Genomic DNA, 17,706 nt, shown 5'->3' with positions numbered 1-17,706 from the left:
AGGAAGGAAGCACAGATGGTTAGGCGATTGGCAGCAGCGGTGGCACTTGTCGGCAGCATGCTGCTCAGCGGATGTGGCGCGGATCTGGGGATGGACCAGAACGGCCAGAAAGTCGCTAGCGACCGGATTGACGGTCATTGGCTGGTGGTGAACTACTGGGCCGAATGGTGCGGCCCATGCCGTGTCGAGATTCCGGAATTCAATCAATTGTCCGAACAGTTGAAGGACAGGAAAGTCACGGTGCTGGGCGTCAACTTCGACAACCTGCAGGGTGACGAGCTGAAAAAAGCCGCGAATGCACTGGGCATCAAGTTCACCGTACTGGCGCAGGACCCGGCCGAGCACTACGACCTGCCACCTTCCGAAGCGCTGCCGGTGACCTACATCATCGACGACAAGGGGAAGATGCGTGAACAGTTGCTGGGCGAGCAATCCGCCGCAACCGTGATGCAGAAGCTCAAGGCGTTACGCGGCGAGGGGTGATTCAAGGCTGACGCGGTGACGGCTGAACTGTGCTGTCTTGCAGCAGACGGCCGCGAACAGAGAACCGCGGGAGCCAACTTGCCGGCGGTTCGATTTTTCAGGCGACCTGTCATCGACTGAATTGACGCCTTCGCCGGCAATCCGCCTCCCACAAGTAACGTGTTTGTTCAGCCGTTTTTTCTCAGCTCTCTTCCAGCCAGAACCGCAGCGGCTTGCCTTCGGCGGGCCACAGGCGCAGTTGCTGGATAGGTGAGATGTCCCAGCGCTGTACGCTGGACATGGATTTCAGGAAGCGCTCTTCCTGTTCCATTAGCGCCGGGGCGCACATCTTGCGGGTCTTGCCCAGGGGACCGAAGCTGATGGTGCCATCGCGCAGGGTGTAAGGCGCGAACCAGTGGTTGCACCCGGCATTGCCGTAGGCGCGGCCGTCGGCACCCAGGGTCATGGTCAGGCGGCTGTTGTCGATCAGCGGACGTTCACCGATCCATTCCATCACGTAGCTTTGATCCTGCCGAATGGTGGGCGCTTGCGTCGAGCAGCCCGCCAACAGGGCGCTACCGATCAGGCTCGCCAGCAAAAACTGTTTCATGCCGCCTGCCCCTGGCACTTCTTGCAGAGGTGCTTCTCGCCTTCGGTTTTCCAGCCCAGCTCCGCAATGCGTGCAGTGGCGGCAGGTTTCTGCGCCTTGACGCCCAGCTTGCTCTCGACCATGAACTCGAACTTCAACTCGGCGTTGCAGCTGTCGCAGTGGACCTGCCACTCGTGAATCGCCAGTTCGTCGAAGACCGGACCGTGAGCCACCGCGACCCACTGGCCGGCAGGGTTGATCAGGTGCCGGACTTTTTCGACCGACAGGCGCATGTACAGGCTTTTGCTGCCCTTGATGGTCACCAGCAACTGGTCGTTGTTGTGGATCGAGCCGCCGTTGCCGGTGACCTGATAGCGACCAGGCCCCAGTGTGCGGCACTCGGTCAGGGTGTGTTGAGGGTTGAGCATGCTGTAGCGGAAATCGTGTTCGACCATGGGTCCTCCAAAATTGCGCGCATCCTAACACGCAGCGACGCGAGGTTAACCCTCTACCCGATTCTGCGGCGTGCCCGCCGACCAGGCGACGATGTTGTCCAGCGTGGTGCGGGCAATGGCACCCAGCGCTTCCCTGGTCAGGAATGCCTGATGCGCGGTGACGATGACATTGGGGAAGGTCAGCAGCCGCGCCAGCACGTCATCCTGCAGCGGCAGGTCGGAGCGGTCGGCGAAAAACAGCTGGGCTTCTTCTTCGTACACATCCAGCCCCAGATAGCCCAGTTGACCGGTCTTGAGGGCATTGATCAGTGCTGGCGTTTCCACCAGTGCGCCGCGTCCGGTATTGATCAGCATCGCACCGGGCTGCAGGGTCGCCAGGGACTGCTCATTGATCAAGTGGCGAGTCTGCTCGGTCAGCGGGCAATGCAGGCTGATGATCTGCGCTTGTGCCAGCAGGTCGGGCAGGCTCAGGTATTGCGCGCCCAATGCTTCAACGTCGGGATTGCGGAAGGGGTCATGTGCCAGCAGTTTGCAGCCGAACCCCGCCATGATTTTCGCGAAGGTCGCGCCGATCTGTCCGGTGCCGATGACCCCTACGGTCTTGCCGACCAGATCGAAGCCAGTCAGGCCATGCAGGCTGAAATCGCCGTCGCGGGTGCGATTGCAGGCACGGTGCAGGTGACGGTTGAGCGACAGGATCAGCGCCACCGCATGCTCGGCCACGGCATGCGGCGAATAGGCCGGAACCCGCACCACGCTCAATCCCAGGCGCAGGGCAACAGGCAGGTCCACATGATTGAAGCCGGCCGAGCGCAGGGCGATCAGCTGTGTGCCGCCAGCGGCCAGGCGTTCGAGTATCGGGGCGCTCAGGTCATCATTGATGAATGCGCAGACCACCTCATGACCTTCGGCCAGCGCGGCGGTTTCGATGGTCAGGCGAGCGGGCTGGAAGCTCAGCTCCAGTCCATCCGGCAGGCGTTCGGCGAGGAAACTGGCGCGGTCGTATTCCTGGCTGCTGTAGATGAGTACACGCATGGGGGAGGGTCCTTTTGCGGAATCAAAAATAGATCGTGCCATTGCTCAGCGTTCGCATGCCGCCCGGGACGCGGAGCGGTATACACACATGTGCGGCAACCAACGGACTGTGGGAGGCGGCTTGCCGGCGATGCTTTTTCTGCAGTGCCCTATAGGTGACTGAACTGACGCCATCGCCGGCAAGTCGCCTCCCATGGGGCGTGCATTCAGTCATGCCCGCCCGGGTTCAGCACGTAATCAAGCCGTCACCCGCGCTTCGGCCTCGAGGCGGGTAATGGCCTTGTCCAGATCGTCCAGTGCGTCTTCGGTGTGCGGCGCGTTCTGTTTGAGCAGGGTTTCGGCGCGCTGGCAGGCGGTGCGCAGTTGCGGAACACCGCAGTAACGCGTCGCGCCATGCAGACGATGGACTCGTTCGATGAGGCCTTGAATATCGTCGTTGGCACGTGCCGCCCGAATGGCTTCGCGGTCGGCGTCCAGTGAGGCCAGCAACATGGCCAGCATATCTGCCGCAAGATCCGGCTTGCCGGCTGCCAGGCGCAGCCCTTCTTCGTGATCCAGCACCAACGGGCCGACGTGTGCGGCGGCGCTTTCCGTCTGGCGTTCCGGTATCGGATTACGCAATGCCAAACCGGTCCATTTGAGCACCACCTGCGCCAACTGTCGTTCGCTGATCGGCTTGGTCAGGTAGTCGTCCATACCGCTTTGCAGCAGCGAGCGTTTTTCATTGGCCATGGCGTGGGCGGTGAGGGCGACGATCGGCAGCGATGTCTGATTACGCTCGTTCTCCCATGCGCGAATCGCTTCGGTGGCCTGACAACCGTCCATGCCTGGCATCTGCACGTCCATCAACACGAGATCGAACGCTTCCTGCTGCACCGCGCTGACGGCCGCGTAGCCACCGTCCACCGCCACGACCTCGGCACCCATGTCTTCGAGCAGGGTCTGCACCAGCAACAGGTTGGCCGGGTTGTCGTCGACACACAGCACACGCGGCGCGCGGCTCGACAGCGGCAGGGCGATATCGGTGCGCACGGCCCGCGGGGCGATCAGTTCGGAGAGCGCTTTCTGCAATTTGCGGTTGCACGCCGGTTTGGCCTGCAACTGGGTGTACACATCATGAACCGACATCTGAAACAGCGCGTGCTCGGTGGTCGGACACAGAACCATCACTTTGCAGTTGAGGTTTTCCAGGTCCCAGATGTGCTGGCGCAGCCGTTCCGGCGAAATCTCCAGCGCCGTCACGCCCAGCACCACAAGGTCGATGGCCAGCGGCGTTTCGTGCGCAGCGGTCACGCCGTTGAGCAGGTTTTCCAGATTGCTGAAGACCACGGTTTTCAGGCCACAGTCTTCCAGTTGATGCTCCAGCGCCTGACGCGCCAGGTCGTGATGTTCCAGCACGGCCGCACGCAGGCCTTCGAGGGCCCGGTTGGCGGTCTCCTCCCTGTCTTCCCGCGCCTTGGGCAGGCTGAGGCTGATCCAGAATTCCGAACCCTCGCCCGGCGTACTGTCGACGCCGATTTCGCCGCCCATCTGTTCGATCAGACGCTTGGATATCACCAGCCCCAGACCCGTGCCACCCGGTTGCCGGGAAATGGAATTGTCGGCCTGGCTGAACGCCTGAAACAGCGCCCGCACATCCTGGCTCGACAGGCCGATGCCGGTGTCCTGCACGCTGATGCGCAGTTGCGCGTGTTCTTCGGTTTCTTCTTCGAGCATGGCGCGGGCGACGATCGTGCCCTGACGGGTGAACTTGATCGCGTTGCTGACCAGATTGGTCAGGATCTGCCGGAGCCGCAGCGGGTCGCCCGACAGCGCCAGCGGCGTATCGCGGTAGACCAGACTGACCAGCTCCAGCTGTTTGGCGTGGGCGGCCGGTGCGAGGATGGTCAGGGTGTCCTGCAACAGGTCTCGCAGGTTGAACGGAATGTTGTCCAGCACCAGCTTGCCGGCCTCGATCTTCGAGAAGTCGAGAATCTCGTTGATGATGCTCAGCAGGTTGTCGGCGGATTTTTCGATGGTGCCCAGATAATCGTACTGGCGCGGAGTGAGCTCGCTTTTCTGCAGCAGGTGGGTAAAGCCGAGGATCCCGTTGAGCGGCGTGCGGATTTCGTGGCTCATGTTGGCCAGGAACTCGGATTTGATCCTGCTGGCCTCGAGCGCTTCCTTACGGGCCAGGTCCAGTTCGATGTTCTGGATTTCGATGGTTTCCAGATTCTGCCTGACGTCCTCGGTCGCCTGATCAATGCTCATCTGCAGTTCTTCCTGCGCATTCTGCAGGGTCGCGGCCATGCGGTTGATGCCTGAGGCGAGTTCGTCCAGTTCGCGGCTGCCCAGCAGCGGCAGACGTGTCTCCAGGTTGCCGTCCTTCAATTGCGACACGGCCTGCTTGATCTGGCTCAGTGGGCCGTTGATGGTGCGGCTCATGCGCACCGCCAGAATGGCCGTCAAGGCCAGTCCGGTGAAAATCAGCAGCAGGCTGGCGAACAGGCTGCGATAACCGCGCAACAGCGTGCCGTTGTGGGAAATCTCCAGTTCAACCCAACCCAGCAGTGTATCGGCTTCGGCAGGGATGATCGGGCTGGTCAGGTGGCGTTGATGACCGAACACCGGCAGCAGGTAGCGGGTGGCGTCATTGCCCGACGAGCTGAGCAATTGGGTGCTGCTGCCGATGGGCGACGGGCTGATCATGGTCGGCCCGGCGTGGGCAAGTACGCTGCGGTCGGTATCCAGAAACGACACGGCGCGCACATCGGATTGTTCAAGGGTCTGGGTTGCTATGCGGGTCAGCAGGATTTTGTCCTTGCGACCCAGCGCATTGGCCGACAGCGGTGCCAGGTCCTGCGCGATCATCTCGCCACGCTGCAACAGCTGGCTCTGCAACTCGTACAGTTGCATCCAGGTGAAATAGCCACCCAGCACCGCCGCCATCAGGCTGGCGGGCAAGATGGTCAATAGCAGTACGCGGCCTTTGATGCCCAGCTTGTTCAGCACGCTCGTTCTCCAGCAACCGGTATCAGTCCGTCGATTTCAGGCAGCAGTCGCCTGGCGTTATCGGCACAAGGGGATGAGTTTAGCCATTTACCGACAGTGTGGGCACATTAGTGTTGCGGTCCGCATCCACGGAGTCGCACAGGTCTGTTTATGCGTTTCAGTTATAGGCCGCGCACTTTGCGTGATATGGGGTTTGAGCGTTTGCCGTTATGATAGGCGTCCCCGCAGTCTGGATTGCGAATACGCCATGACCCTGCAGTATCAAACCATTGCCGATTGCGTCGGCAACACCCCGCTCGTGCGTCTGCAACGCATGGCGGGTAACACCAGCAATACCCTCTTGTTGAAGCTTGAAGGTAACAATCCGGCCGGCTCGGTGAAAGACCGTCCTGCGCTGTCGATGATCACCCGCGCTGAACTTCGCGGCCAGATCCATGCCGGTGATACCCTGATCGAAGCCACTTCCGGCAACACCGGGATTGCGCTGGCCATGGCTGCTGCCATCAAGGGCTACCGCATGATCCTGATCATGCCGGACAACTCCAGCGCCGAGCGCAAGGCCGCGATGACGGCCTACGGTGCCGAGCTGATTCTGGTCAGCAAGGAAGAAGGCATGGAAGGCGCGCGTGATCTGGCCGAGCGCATGCAGGCCGAAGGTCGTGGCAAGGTGCTGGATCAGTTCGCCAATGGCGATAATCCCGAAGCGCATTACACCTCCACCGGTCCGGAAATCTGGCGGCAGACGGGCGGTACGGTCACTCACTTCGTCAGTTCCATGGGCACCACCGGCACCATCATGGGCACGTCGCGCTACCTCAAGGAGCAGAATCCCGAGGTGCAGATCGTCGGTCTGCAGCCAATGGAAGGCGCTTCCATTCCCGGCATCCGTCGCTGGCCCTACGAGTACCTGCCGAAGATTTATCAGGCCGATCGCGTCGACCGCATCATCGACATGGGGCAGGCCGAAGCCGAAGACACCATGCGCCGACTGGCTCGCGAAGAAGGCATCTTCTGCGGTGTGTCCTCCGGTGGTTCGGTGGCGGGCATGCTGCGTATTTCCCGTGAAGTCGAAAACGCCGTGATCGTGGCAATCATCTGTGACCGAGGCGACCGTTACCTGTCGACTGGCATTTACGACGCGCCCAACTGATGGCCAAGCATGAGAGAGGGTTGCGCTTCCAGCCGACTGGAGGCGTCAAGTCCGTGCAGGTGCCTGTCGGTAAAAAACAGCGCCTGACCATCGAGCGCCTGTCGGATGACGGGCGTGGCATTGCGTTTCTGGAAGGCAGGACCTGGTTCGTCGCCGGCAGTCTGGCGGGCGAAGAAGTTGAAGCGCGGGTGCTCAATGCCCGCGGCAAGGTCGTCGAGGCGCGCACCGAGCGTGTGTTCACCGCCAGCGAAATGCGCCGTGCGCCCCTGTGCAAGCACTTCGGGCGTTGCGGGGGCTGCAGCGTGCAACATGTGCCTCATGACGAACAGCTTGCCCTGAAACAGCGCATGCTCACCGAGCAGCTTCTGCGCGTGGCCAACGTTGCACCTCAGGAATGGGCACCGCCGCTGACCGGCTCCGAACTGGCCTACCGCAGACGCGCGCGGGTCGCCGTGCGCTGGGACGTGAAGGCCAGACGGCTGGAGGTCGGCTTCAGGGCGACGGCCAGTCAGGACATCGTCAGCATCGAGGAATGTCCGGTGCTGGTACAGGCCTTGCAACCGATCATGGTGCAACTGCCGACGATGCTGCGCAGCTTGAGCAAACCTCAGGCGCTGGGGCATGTCGAGTTGTTCAGTGGTTCTGCAACGACGGTCCTGCTGCGCCATACCGCGCCGCTGGCCGATGCGGATCTTGCGATTCTCAAGGCATTCTGCGCAGAACACGGCGCGCAGTTGTGGCTGCACGGCGAGGGCGATCCGCAACCGGCAAACCCGGACGATCAACCGGGCTATCGCCTGGAGCCCTGGAACCTGCAACTGGACTGGCGTCCGGGGGATTTCATTCAGGTCAACGCGGCGGTCAACACCGCGATGATCCAGCAGGCGCTGGAGTGGTTGGCACCGCAGGCCAATGAAAGGGTCATGGACCTGTTCTGCGGCCTCGGCAATTTCGCCTTGCCGCTGGCCGGGCTGGCGAAGGAAGTGGTGGCGGTCGAAGGCGTTGCGACTATGGTCGAGCGTGCGGCGGCAAACGCAGTGAGTAATGATCTGCACAATGTGGCGTTTTTTCAGGCGGATCTTTCGCAGCCGCTGACGAACGCGAGTTGGGCAGCCGAGGGGTTTTCTGCGGTACTCTTGGACCCACCGCGTGACGGTGCATTTGAAGTGGTGCGCCAGATCGGCAAAACAGGCGCCCGGCGGTTGCTTTATGTGTCATGCAACCCGGCAACTTTGGCTCGTGATACGGTCGAATTGGTCAATCAGGGCTACCGTTTAAAACGTGCCGGAATACTCGATATGTTTCCTCAGACGGCGCATGTCGAGGCGATGGCTTTATTTGAAATGAGTAAGTGAGCAGCGGTTCATTGGATCGAGTCAGCGGCTGACAGGGAATCTCATTTAATCCGACTGGCCCGCGAATGCCGGTCCTTGCTTGCCCGGCAAGTGGCATTCGCTCAGAAGGCTGGCGACTGATGGCGCTATTCATCGCGCCGTAGGGAAGGTAAGCAGCATGGTACAGGTGAGAGCGCACCAGCCGATAAACACAGACGGCAGCATCAACCTCGACGCATGGCTTGATCATATTGTCAGCGTCGACCTGGTCCTGGACCGGGAAGTCATGAAAAAGGCCTGTGAGTTCGCCCGGCAAGCCGAGCAGAACGACAAGGCACTCAAGAATCACTGGGCAGACGGCACCTCCAGTTTCCAGACCGGTCTGGAAATCGCGGAGATCCTGGCTGACCTCAAGCTGGATCAGGATTCGCTGGTCGCAGCGGTCATCTACCGGGGCGTGCGCGAAGGCGTGATTCCGCTGCCGGATGTCGAGCAGCAGTTTGGTGCAACAGTGGCCAAGCTGATCGACGGCGTGCTGCGCATGGCGGCGATCAGTGCCAGTCTCAGCCCGCGCCAGTCGCTGGTGTTGGGCAGTCAGGCGCAGGTCGAGAACCTGCGCAAGATGCTGGTGGCAATGGTCGACGACGTGCGCGTCGCACTGATCAAGCTTGCCGAGCGTACCTGTGCGATTCGGGCGGTGAAAAACGCCGACGATGAAAAGCGCAACCGCGTGGCGCGGGAAGTCTTCGACATCTATGCGCCGCTGGCCCACCGGCTGGGTATCGGGCACATCAAGTGGGAGCTGGAAGACCTGTCTTTCCGCTACCTTGAGCCTGACCAGTACAAGCAGATCGCCAAGCTGTTGCATGAGCGTCGTCTGGATCGCGAGCGGTTCATCAGTGACGTCATGTCCCAGCTGGAAAACGAGCTGCTGGCGACCGGCGTCACCGCCGATATCAGTGGCCGTGCCAAACACATCTATTCCATCTGGCGCAAAATGCAGCGCAAGGGGCTGGCGTTCAGCCAGATCTATGACGTGCGTGCGGTGCGTGTGCTGGTCCCGGAAATGCGCGACTGCTATACCGCGCTGGGCATCGTGCACACCTTGTGGCGGCACATTCCCAAGGAGTTCGACGACTACATCGCCAACCCCAAGGAAAACGGCTACCGCTCGCTGCACACTGCGGTCATCGGACCGGAAGGCAAGGTGCTGGAAGTCCAGATCCGTACTCATTCGATGCACGAAGAGGCCGAACTGGGCGTCTGCGCGCACTGGCGCTACAAGGGCACGGACGTCAAATCCGGCTCCAACCATTACGAAGAGAAAATCTCCTGGCTGCGTCAGGTGCTGGAATGGCACGAAGAGCTGGGTGACATCGGCGGGCTGGCGGACCAGTTGCGGGTCGATATCGAACCGGACCGGGTTTACGTGTTCACGCCTGATGGTCACGCCATCGACCTGCCCAAGGGCGCGACGCCGCTGGACTTCGCCTATCGGGTGCACACCGAGATCGGCCACAACTGCCGTGGTGCGAAGATCAACGGCCGGATCGTGCCGCTCAACTACAGCCTGCAGACCGGTGAGCAGGTCGAGATCATCACCAGCAAGCACGGCACGCCGAGCCGCGACTGGCTGAACTCCAACCTGGGTTACATCACCACGTCGCGGGCGCGGGCCAAGATCGTTCACTGGTTCAAGCTGCAGGCGCGCGATCAGAACGTCGCGGCGGGCAGAACCTTGCTCGAGCGCGAACTGGCGCGCCTGGCGTTGCCGCAGGTCGATTTCGACAAGCTCGCCGACAAGGCCAATCACAAGACCGCCGACGACATGTTCGCCGCGCTCGGTGCCGGTGATCTGCGTCTGGCGCAACTGGTCAACCTCGCTCAGCAGCAGGTCGAACCCGACCGCATGAACGAACAGCTTGAGCTGATTCCGCGCAAGGCCACCGGCTACAAGCCGGGCAAGCGCGGCGATATCCAGATCCAGGGCGTGGGCAACCTGATGACGCAGATGGCCGGCTGCTGCCAGCCGCTGCCGGGCGATGCCATCGTCGGTTACATCACCCAGGGGCGCGGGGTGAGCATTCACCGTCAGGACTGCGCCTCGGTGCTGCAACTGGGCGGACGCGAACCCGAGCGGATCATTCAGGTCAGCTGGGGGCCGGTGCCGGTGCTCACGTATCCTGTGGACATCATCATCCGTGCCTACGACCGTTCCGGTCTGTTGCGTGACGTGACCCAGGTGCTGCTCAACGAGCGGATCAACGTGCTGGCGGTCAACACGCGCTCGAACAAGGAAGACAACACCGCGCTGATGTCGCTGACCATCGAGATTCCGGGTCTGGACGCGCTGGGGCGGTTGCTGGGACGTATTTCCCAGCTGCCGAACATCATCGAGACGCGCCGTAACCGGACGCCCTGATCCGGGGTATCCATCGTCGTCATTGCCCGCAGATATTCCGGGCAGTGGCGACCCTGCGGTAAAAGAGATTTTGCAATGCACACACTTCAAGATCTGCTGCACCTCATGGCCCGGCTGCGCGACCCGCAGTACGGTTGCCCCTGGGATCTGAAGCAGACCTACGCCACCATCGTCCCGCACACGCTGGAAGAAGCCTATGAAGTGGCCGACGCCATCGAACAGGGCGACTTCGATCAGCTTCAGGGCGAGCTCGGCGATCTGCTGTTTCAGGTGGTGTTCTACGCCCATCTGGCCAGGGAAGAAGGGCGCTTCGAATTCGAGGGCGTGGTCGATGGCATTGTCCGCAAACTGCTGCGCCGTCATCCGCATGTGTTTCCGACCGGCGAGTTGTATGCGCCTGAGGAAACCCCGCGTCTGACGGACGAAGAGGTTAATCGGCGTTGGGATGAGATCAAGGCTCAGGAGCGTGCGGAAAAATCGTCCGCGCCCGAACAGTTGTCCCTGCTCGACGACGTGCCCGTTGCACTGCCTGCGCTGAGCCGCGCCACCAAGCTGCAGAAACGCGCCGCTCAGGTCGGCTTCGACTGGCCTGCCGCTTTGCCGGTGATCGACAAGGTGCGCGAAGAACTCGATGAAGTGCTCGAAGCGATGGTCGATAATGACGCTGACGGCATTGCCGAAGAAATCGGCGATCTGCTGTTTTGTGTGGTGAATCTGGCTCGACACCTTAAAGTCGATCCGGAAACTGCGTTACGCTCGGCCAACAGCAAGTTCGACAGACGCTTCCGATTTATTGAACAGGCGTTGCGCCACGCCCGGCGACCCATCGAGGAGTGCAGCCTCGAAGACATGGACGCGCTGTGGGGCGAAGCCAAACGTCAGGAAAAAAACGCACCCCGCTGCGGCTGAGTGGTTGCTTAAGAGAGAGAAAAGAGATGGCGGGTATTTCACTTCGCGACCAGTTGCTCAAGGCGGGCCTGGTCAACCAGAAGCAGGCCAAGCAGGTCAGCAAGGAAAAGCAGAAAGAGCAGCGTCTGGTGCACAAGGGCCAGGCTCAGGTCGATGATTCGCAGAAACGTGCCGCTCAGGAAGCGCTGGCCGAGAAGGTCAAGCGCGATCAGGAGCTCAATCGTCAGCAACAGGAGAAGGTCGAGCAGAAAGCTCGTACTGCACAGGTCAAGCAACTGATCGAGGCCTCGCGCCTGCCCAAGCTGACCACCGAGGATTACTACAACTTCGTCGATGACAAGAAGGTCAAGCGCATCTCGGTCAACACGCTGGTGCGCAACAAGCTCAGCAGCGGCTCGCTGGCCATCGTTCATCATGGCGGCGGCTACGAGATCATTCCGCGCGAAGCCGCGCTGAAGATCCAGGAACGCGATCCGCGCCGCGTGGTATTGCTCAACACCCCGACCGAAGCGCCGGATGCGGACGACCCGTACGCGGCCTATCAGGTGCCCGATGACCTGATGTGGTAAGCACCGCCAGAAAGACAAAACCCGCCATGAGCGGGTTTTGTTTTTTTACGATTCTGAAGTTGCGGTCAATGGTTGCTCTGGCTTTCCAGCGCTTCCAGCTCTTCTTTATACCGGTAAGCGTCGGATTCTATGTGAAACATGCCCACCAGTTGATCCTGTTGATGCACGTCCCAGATCTGAATGCCGTCGGCAACGGCTTCGTGAGAGAGGTGGGCGTCGTCGCGTTCAGTAACTCTGACAGTCATAGTGTTAGCTCCTGACTTTGGCAGCCTTGATGATTAGGCTTCTGGATACTGCGGCGATGTGTCGCAGGACTCTTTTATAGAATCCGTTAGCAGGCTAAGTAAATAGCCCGTTCAGGTTCCCGGCTGGTCAGAAATTAGCCACTGCGCTGCAGCCCTCGGAACACGTGGGCTGCGGCCAAGTGCTGGTTAAATGAAGGATTTTTCATGTGGCCCGGTGGAAGGTGCAACTGCCATAAACGGCGTTGCCTGATGATGCGGACACGGAGCGTCCTGGGAGGCATTACCCTGCTCTGGGTCGGTATGCAGCCGTGGCGCTCTGCGTCACAAGCACGGTGTTGAAGGCCAGACAATAAAAAGCCCCGCATCAAGCGGGGCTTCGTGCAGCGAACAGAGTCAGGTCAATCAGGTGCCTTTGACAGCCTTGCCGTTCACCGTACCGTCCTGCAGCATGATGTTGTATTCCTTGCCGTCGGTTTCGACCTGTTGCAGGCGGACCAGCAGGTAGTCCCAGTCCTTGGCGAACCACAGCACGGTGATACGTTTGCTTTGAGTCGGGTCGCGCACGCGCTCGACCTTGATCGCGTCGACCTGACCGGCCTTGGTGTCGACCTTTTCCGAGCCCAGCACGCGGAAGTCGTAGGTATCGACTTCGTCACCATCAACCACCTGGTAGCTCATGCTTTTCTTGCCCGCAGCGACATCATGCTGCAGGGCGAGCTGATAGGTGGACTTGTCGAGAATACCGCGGTTGAGCGGCAGCTTGATCGCATCACCGCGGTCGGTGCCGGTGACGAACTTGGTGTTCCAGTCGAAGGCCAGATCGACCTTCTTGGACTTGCCCAGACCGCTACGCTCGAAGGTGTAGGTCTGCGGCAGCAGGGTGTCCTTGTCGACTTTCAGCGTGCTGACTTCGGACAGGCTGGCGATCATCATCGATGCCTTGAAGTTCAGGGTCCAGGTGCCGTTGGGTCCGGCTTCCAGGCTGCGTTCTGCCGTGCCGCTCATGGGCAGCTGTTTCCAGTCGGCGGTGTAGCTGGCGGAGAAAGGTTGAAGGTCTGCGGCCTGTGCAGCAGGTATGGCAAGCAGAGCGAAAGCGAAGAGCAAAGCGCGGCGCATAATATCTCCTAGTGTCGAATCAAATGGCCGGTGGCCGGGAGTGCCTGGCCATCCAGTAACGCGCCTTCTTCGCCCAGGCTCAATCGGCCCTCGGCGAACCAGCGTATTGCCAGCGGGTAGATCCGGTGTTCTTCAACATGCACCCGTTGCGCGAGCGTGGCGGGTGTGTCGTGTAACTGTACCGAAACAACTGCCTGTACGACCAGCGGTCCGCCATCGAGTTCCTCGGTGACGAAGTGCACGCTGCAGCCATGTTCGGTGTCACCGGATTCCAGCGCCCGCTTATGCGTATGCAAACCTTTGTAGCGCGGCAGCAGGGAAGGGTGAATGTTGAGCAGACGCCCTTGATAATGCCTGACGAAGTCAGCGCTCAGTATGCGCATGAATCCGGCCAGTACCACCAGTTCGGGCTCGAAAGTATCGATCAGCTCGACCAGCGCGGCGTCGAAGGCTTCGCGACCTTCGTACGCCTTGTGGTCCAGCACGCACGCTTCGATGCCTGCGTCTCTGGCACGTTGCAGGCCGAAGGCATCGTCACGGTTGGAGATCACAGCACGGATGCGGACGGGGCTGGCCCCGTCCTTGAAGCTGTCGATCATCGCTTGCAGGTTGCCGCCGGTGCCGGAGAGCAGCACCACGACATTGCAGGTGGCTGACATCAATGAGCCTTGAGGTTTTTCAGCTCGACCTGTGCAGCACCTTCTGGAGCAGTGGCGATCTGGCCGATCACCCAAGGTTGCTCGCCTGCGTCACGCAGTACGTTCAGTGCAGTCTCGACGTGCTCCTGAGCCACGCAGATCACCATGCCTACGCCGCAGTTCAGCACGCGGTGCATTTCGTTTTCTTCAACGTTGCCTTGCTGCTGCAGCCAGTCGAACACGGCCGGACGCTGCCAACTGGCGACGTCGACCACGGCCTGGGCGCCTTTTGGCAGAACGCGCGGGATGTTGTCCAGCAGACCGCCACCGGTGATGTGGGCCATGGCCTTGACGGCACCGGTTTCCTTGATGAGTTTGAGCAACGGCTTGACGTAGATGCGGGTCGGCGCCATCAGCAGTTCGGTCAGCGGCTTGCCGTCCAGCTGGATGTTTTCGATGTCGGCACCGGCCACTTCGATGATCTTGCGGATCAGCGAGTAACCATTGGAGTGTGGGCCGGACGACGGGAGTGCCAGCAGGGCATCGCCTGCGGCGACCCTGGAGCCGTCGATGATTTCAGCTTTTTCGACAACGCCGACGCAGAAGCCGGCCAGGTCGTAGTCTTCGCCTTCGTACATGCCTGGCATTTCAGCGGTTTCGCCGCCGACCAGCGAGCAACCGGCCAGTTCGCAGCCTGCGCCGATGCCGGTCACGACCTGGGTTGCGGTCTCGACGTTCAGCTTGCCGGTGGCGTAGTAGTCCAGGAAGAACAGCGGCTCTGCACCGCAGACCACGAGATCGTTGACGCACATGGCAACCAGATCGATGCCGATGCTGTCGTGCTTGTTCAGGTTGAGTGCCAGACGCAGCTTGGTGCCGACACCGTCGGTGCCGGAAACCAGAACCGGTTGCTTGTAACCAGCCGGGATTTCGCAGAGGGCGCCGAAACCTCCCAGGCCGCCCATGACTTCCGGACGCTTGGTGCGCTTGGCGACGCTCTTGATGCGTTCGACCAATGCTTCACCGGCGTCGATGTCTACACCGGCGTCTTTGTAGCTCAGGGAGGGTTGCTTGCTCATAAAAAATCCAGGCCTTTAGGGGGGATTCGGAGGTATCGACCGCTGCGGTGGCACCCGTTCAGCAAAGTGCTGTCGCGCAGTGCTATGTTGGGCCATCGCGATTGCCGGTCTGCGAAGGCGCGCGATTTTATCAGGCTTGCCCTCGTGGGGCCATCCTTGCGCCGACGGTAGGAGGAGGTTCTACTAAATAAACCTCACGGTCTTGCCGGGGCCGACTTCGACTCCAGATGTTTAGGGTGTACTTTAGGCGGGCAGTGAATGATTGGTGGCAAAGCGCTGTCTCACGCTTGTCCATTCAATGAATCCACCTTCCGAGACCGCTCTTTCTTTACCTTTTTTCCGTTCGGGAACTGTCCATGCGTTTTTCCAGAATTCTTCTCATCGGCTGTCTGTCGCTGTTCAGCCTGCCGACCCTTGCTGAAACAGTGAACAACCTCTATCAGGTGCGCGAGCCGGTCAACGGCCAGTCGCCCGATGAGCGTACACGCGCCACTCAGGCGGCCGTCGAAACCCTGGTGCTGCGCCTGACCGGCGACACCAAGGCCGCGCAGGGTTCGGCGCTGGCCGCCTTGCGCAAGGACCCGCAGCAGATCATCAGTCAGTATGGTTACGAAGCGGGTCCGCCCGAGACCCTGCTGGTGGATTTCGATCCGGCGACCACCGACCGCGCCTTGCGTCAGGCCGGCTTGCCCATCTGGGGCAGCAATCGCCCGTCGATTCTGGGCTGGTGGCTGAATGACTCGGTCGAAGGCTCCAATCTGGTCGGCGACGGTCAGGCGGCTGCCGAGCCTTTGCGCCGCGCCGCGCAGCACCGTGGTCTGCCGTTGCGTCTTCCCCTGGCGGACCTGAGCGAGCAGGGCATCGGCACCGCCAAGACCCTTGAAGGCATTGATGCCGCACCGCTCAAGCAAGCCTCGGAACGTTATGGTGCCGACGCGATTCTGGCGGTTCATGCCAAAGAGGACGCCGGGCAATGGCAAGCCAAGTGGAATCTGTGGCTGGGCGAGCAGCGTGAACAGGGCACTGCCACCGGTGCCACGTCCGACGCCCTGGCTGACGCGGTACTGCTGTCGGTGAGTCAGCGTCTTGCCCCGCGTTTTGTGGCTAAACCGGGTGCGTCAACCGGGCTGCTGATGCAGGTTCAGGGCATGAACCTTGAGCGTTATGCGCAACTGTTGCAGTTGCTCGATCCGTTCGGCGTGCGTGTGACGCTGGTCGAAGGTGATCGTGTGACATTCGAAGTCAACGGCAGCGCCGATCAGCTTCGTTCGCAGATGTCACTGGCTAAACTTCAGGAAGTACCGGCGAGCGAGGCAGCAGCGGCTGTGCCGCCTGCACCTGCGGCACCGGTCGATGCGTCGGCGCCTGTCGCTGCGCCAGCGCCGATGATCGTCCCGGCGTCCGCGCCACAACTGTATTTCCGCTGGTAATGCGGCAAGCGCAATTTTCCCTTGGGTTGAGAGACATTGATGACTGATACGCGACGTTGGTTCTGGATTGGCGGGCTGGCCCTGCTGGTCGCATTCGTGGTGTTGCTGCACACGATCCTCACCCCGTTTCTGGTGGCGCTGCTGCTGGCGTACATGGGCGATCCACTGGTGGATCGTCTGGAACGGGCAGGCCTGTCTCGTACGTTGAGCGTCGTGGCGGTATTCGGCCTGTTTACACTGGTGCTGATGGCATTGCTGCTGGTGCTGGTGCCGATGCTCGCCAAGCAGTTGTATCGCCTGTATGAGCTGGCCCCGCAGATGCTCGACTGGTTGCAGCATTCGGCGCTGCCGTGGGTGCAGACCAAGTTCGGGCTGTCCGATGGCTTCTGGAAGTTCGACAAGATCAAGGCCGCGCTGTCCGAGCACATGGGGCAGGCGGGCGATATCGTCTCCATCGTGCTGTCCCAGGCCACGGCATCGAGCCTGGCTCTGATCGGCTGGCTGACCAATCTGGTGCTGATCCCGGTGGTGTGCTTCTACCTGCTGCGTGACTGGGACGTGATGGTGGGCAAGATTCGCGGCCTGCTGCCGCGCCAGCGCGAAGGGCAGATCGTCAAGCTGGCTGGTGAGTGTCATGAAGTGCTGGGTGCGTTCATTCGCGGACAGTTGCTGGTCATGGTCGGCCTCGGAGTGATCTACGCAAGCGGCCTGATGCTGGTCGGCCTGGAACTGGGGCTGTTGATCGGCGTGATCGCGGGTCTGGCGGCCATCGTGCCTTATATGGGCTTCGTGATCGGGATCGGTTCGGCGCTGGTGGCGGGGCTGTTCCAGTTCGGCGGCGACCTGTACCCGATGATGGGCATCGTCGCGGTGTTCATGATTGGTCAGGCGCTGGAAGGCATGGTGCTCACGCCTTTGCTGGTGGGAGACCGTATCGGACTGCACCCGGTGGCGGTGATCTTCGCGATCCTTGCCGGCGGCGAGCTGTTCGGCTTCACCGGCATTCTGCTGGCCTTGCCGGTGGCAGCGGTGATCATGGTGCTGGTCCGCCATGCCCATGACGTGTACAAGGATTCACAGATCTACGCCGGGGCCGAAGACCCTGATCTGTAAGCCGTTCCAGCCGCTGATCAAGCGACCCTTTCACGGACGCAGGCCAGGTCCGTGAAGGGGGCGCAGATGCCTGAAACACCTCATCGCTTTACACAGCCTGACGCAACCCTTTGATTTTGCTTGGGGTCTGTCGCATTGTGCGACCAGCGTCACGGGTATAAACTTTGCG

Annotated in this window: 16 protein-coding genes; 8 read left to right on the top strand and 8 right to left on the bottom strand. The window is 61.0% G+C overall.

Annotation, left to right across the window (positions count from 1 at the left end; translation table 11 throughout):
• Nucleotides 1–15: 15 nt before the first annotated feature.
• Nucleotides 16–483 carry a TlpA family protein disulfide reductase gene (locus JTJ32_RS22480; protein ID WP_099229264.1) on the top strand — a complete coding sequence of 156 codons (468 nt, stop codon included), beginning with the start codon at nucleotides 16–18 and terminating at the stop codon, nucleotides 481–483.
• A gap of 181 nt (nucleotides 484–664) precedes the next feature.
• On the opposite strand, the gene JTJ32_RS22475 is transcribed toward JTJ32_RS22480, so the two are convergent.
• The 4 genes from JTJ32_RS22475 to JTJ32_RS22460 all read right to left on the bottom strand — a co-directional run bounded on the left by JTJ32_RS22475 (nucleotide 665) and on the right by JTJ32_RS22460 (nucleotide 5,532).
• The gene (locus JTJ32_RS22475) at nucleotides 665–1,072 is read right to left on the bottom strand and encodes an META domain-containing protein (RefSeq protein WP_210043319.1); all 408 of its coding nucleotides are present in this window, start codon (nucleotides 1,070–1,072) and stop codon (nucleotides 665–667) included.
• Nucleotides 1,069–1,506 (bottom strand): hypothetical protein, encoded by a 438-nt coding sequence (locus JTJ32_RS22470; protein WP_210043318.1) that lies wholly within the window; start codon nucleotides 1,504–1,506, stop codon nucleotides 1,069–1,071. The genes JTJ32_RS22475 and JTJ32_RS22470 overlap by 4 nt, the downstream gene beginning before the upstream one ends.
• 45 nt (nucleotides 1,507–1,551) lie before the next feature.
• Nucleotides 1,552–2,541 carry a 2-hydroxyacid dehydrogenase gene (locus JTJ32_RS22465; protein WP_184320545.1) on the bottom strand — a complete coding sequence of 330 codons (990 nt, stop codon included), beginning with the start codon at nucleotides 2,539–2,541 and terminating at the stop codon, nucleotides 1,552–1,554.
• A gap of 237 nt (nucleotides 2,542–2,778) precedes the next feature.
• Nucleotides 2,779–5,532 (bottom strand): response regulator, encoded by a 2,754-nt coding sequence (locus JTJ32_RS22460; protein WP_210043317.1) that lies wholly within the window; start codon nucleotides 5,530–5,532, stop codon nucleotides 2,779–2,781.
• Between the two features lie 247 nt (nucleotides 5,533–5,779).
• Between JTJ32_RS22460 and cysM the strand changes: the two genes are divergently transcribed.
• The 5 genes from cysM (at nucleotide 5,780) to JTJ32_RS22435 (ending at nucleotide 11,916) form a co-directional block, all read left to right on the top strand.
• Nucleotides 5,780–6,682 carry a cysteine synthase CysM gene (gene cysM / locus JTJ32_RS22455; RefSeq protein WP_099229259.1) on the top strand — a complete coding sequence of 301 codons (903 nt, stop codon included), beginning with the start codon at nucleotides 5,780–5,782 and terminating at the stop codon, nucleotides 6,680–6,682.
• Nucleotides 6,682–8,037 carry a 23S rRNA (uracil(1939)-C(5))-methyltransferase RlmD gene (gene rlmD, locus JTJ32_RS22450; RefSeq protein WP_210043316.1) on the top strand — a complete coding sequence of 452 codons (1,356 nt, stop codon included), beginning with the start codon at nucleotides 6,682–6,684 and terminating at the stop codon, nucleotides 8,035–8,037. Before cysM ends, rlmD begins: the two co-directional genes overlap by 1 nt.
• Before the next feature lie 157 nt (nucleotides 8,038–8,194).
• Complete coding sequence (gene relA / locus JTJ32_RS22445; RefSeq protein ID WP_025993800.1) at nucleotides 8,195–10,438, top strand: GTP diphosphokinase; 2,244 nt, start codon at nucleotides 8,195–8,197, stop codon at nucleotides 10,436–10,438.
• Nucleotides 10,439–10,513: 75 nt separating this feature from the next.
• Complete coding sequence (gene mazG, locus JTJ32_RS22440; protein WP_184320534.1) at nucleotides 10,514–11,347, top strand: nucleoside triphosphate pyrophosphohydrolase; 834 nt, start codon at nucleotides 10,514–10,516, stop codon at nucleotides 11,345–11,347.
• 26 nt (nucleotides 11,348–11,373) lie between these two features.
• Entirely contained in the window at nucleotides 11,374–11,916 is a 543-nt protein-coding gene (locus JTJ32_RS22435) for a DUF2058 domain-containing protein (RefSeq protein WP_099229256.1), read from the top strand.
• Between the two features lie 65 nt (nucleotides 11,917–11,981).
• Here the strand turns inward: JTJ32_RS22435 and JTJ32_RS22430 are convergent, their stop codons facing one another.
• From JTJ32_RS22430 to purM, 4 genes are all read right to left on the bottom strand, one after another.
• Nucleotides 11,982–12,161, bottom strand: a complete 180-nt coding sequence (locus tag JTJ32_RS22430; protein WP_099229255.1) for a hypothetical protein — start codon at nucleotides 12,159–12,161, stop codon at nucleotides 11,982–11,984.
• 402 nt (nucleotides 12,162–12,563) lie between these two features.
• The gene (locus JTJ32_RS22425) at nucleotides 12,564–13,277 is read right to left on the bottom strand and encodes a DUF3108 domain-containing protein (RefSeq protein WP_099229254.1); all 714 of its coding nucleotides are present in this window, start codon (nucleotides 13,275–13,277) and stop codon (nucleotides 12,564–12,566) included.
• Between the two features lie 8 nt (nucleotides 13,278–13,285).
• On the bottom strand, nucleotides 13,286–13,936 hold the full coding sequence (gene purN / locus JTJ32_RS22420) for a phosphoribosylglycinamide formyltransferase (RefSeq protein ID WP_184320531.1): 651 nt from the start codon (nucleotides 13,934–13,936) through the stop codon (nucleotides 13,286–13,288).
• Nucleotides 13,936–14,994 carry a phosphoribosylformylglycinamidine cyclo-ligase gene (gene purM, locus JTJ32_RS22415; RefSeq protein ID WP_099229252.1) on the bottom strand — a complete coding sequence of 353 codons (1,059 nt, stop codon included), beginning with the start codon at nucleotides 14,992–14,994 and terminating at the stop codon, nucleotides 13,936–13,938. Before purM ends, purN begins: the two co-directional genes overlap by 1 nt.
• 356 nt (nucleotides 14,995–15,350) lie before the next feature.
• Here purM and JTJ32_RS22410 point away from each other — a divergent pair, with 356 nt between their 5' ends.
• Both JTJ32_RS22410 and JTJ32_RS22405 read left to right on the top strand, forming a co-directional pair.
• Nucleotides 15,351–16,424: a DUF2066 domain-containing protein gene (locus tag JTJ32_RS22410; RefSeq protein ID WP_210043315.1), complete on the top strand. Its 1,074-nt coding sequence runs from the start codon at nucleotides 15,351–15,353 to the stop codon at nucleotides 16,422–16,424.
• 39 nt (nucleotides 16,425–16,463) lie between these two features.
• Nucleotides 16,464–17,537, top strand: coding sequence for an AI-2E family transporter (locus JTJ32_RS22405; protein WP_099229250.1), 1,074 nt, complete (start codon nucleotides 16,464–16,466; stop codon nucleotides 17,535–17,537).
• The last annotated feature ends 169 nt before the right edge of the window (nucleotides 17,538–17,706 follow it).

The sequence above is a fragment of the Pseudomonas alliivorans genome, assembly GCF_017826695.1.
In the GTDB taxonomy this organism is placed as follows: domain Bacteria; phylum Pseudomonadota; class Gammaproteobacteria; order Pseudomonadales; family Pseudomonadaceae; genus Aquipseudomonas; species Aquipseudomonas alliivorans.
The sequence above is the reverse complement of the archived record's forward strand: the minus strand, read 5'-3'. Positions and strand labels throughout refer to the sequence as shown.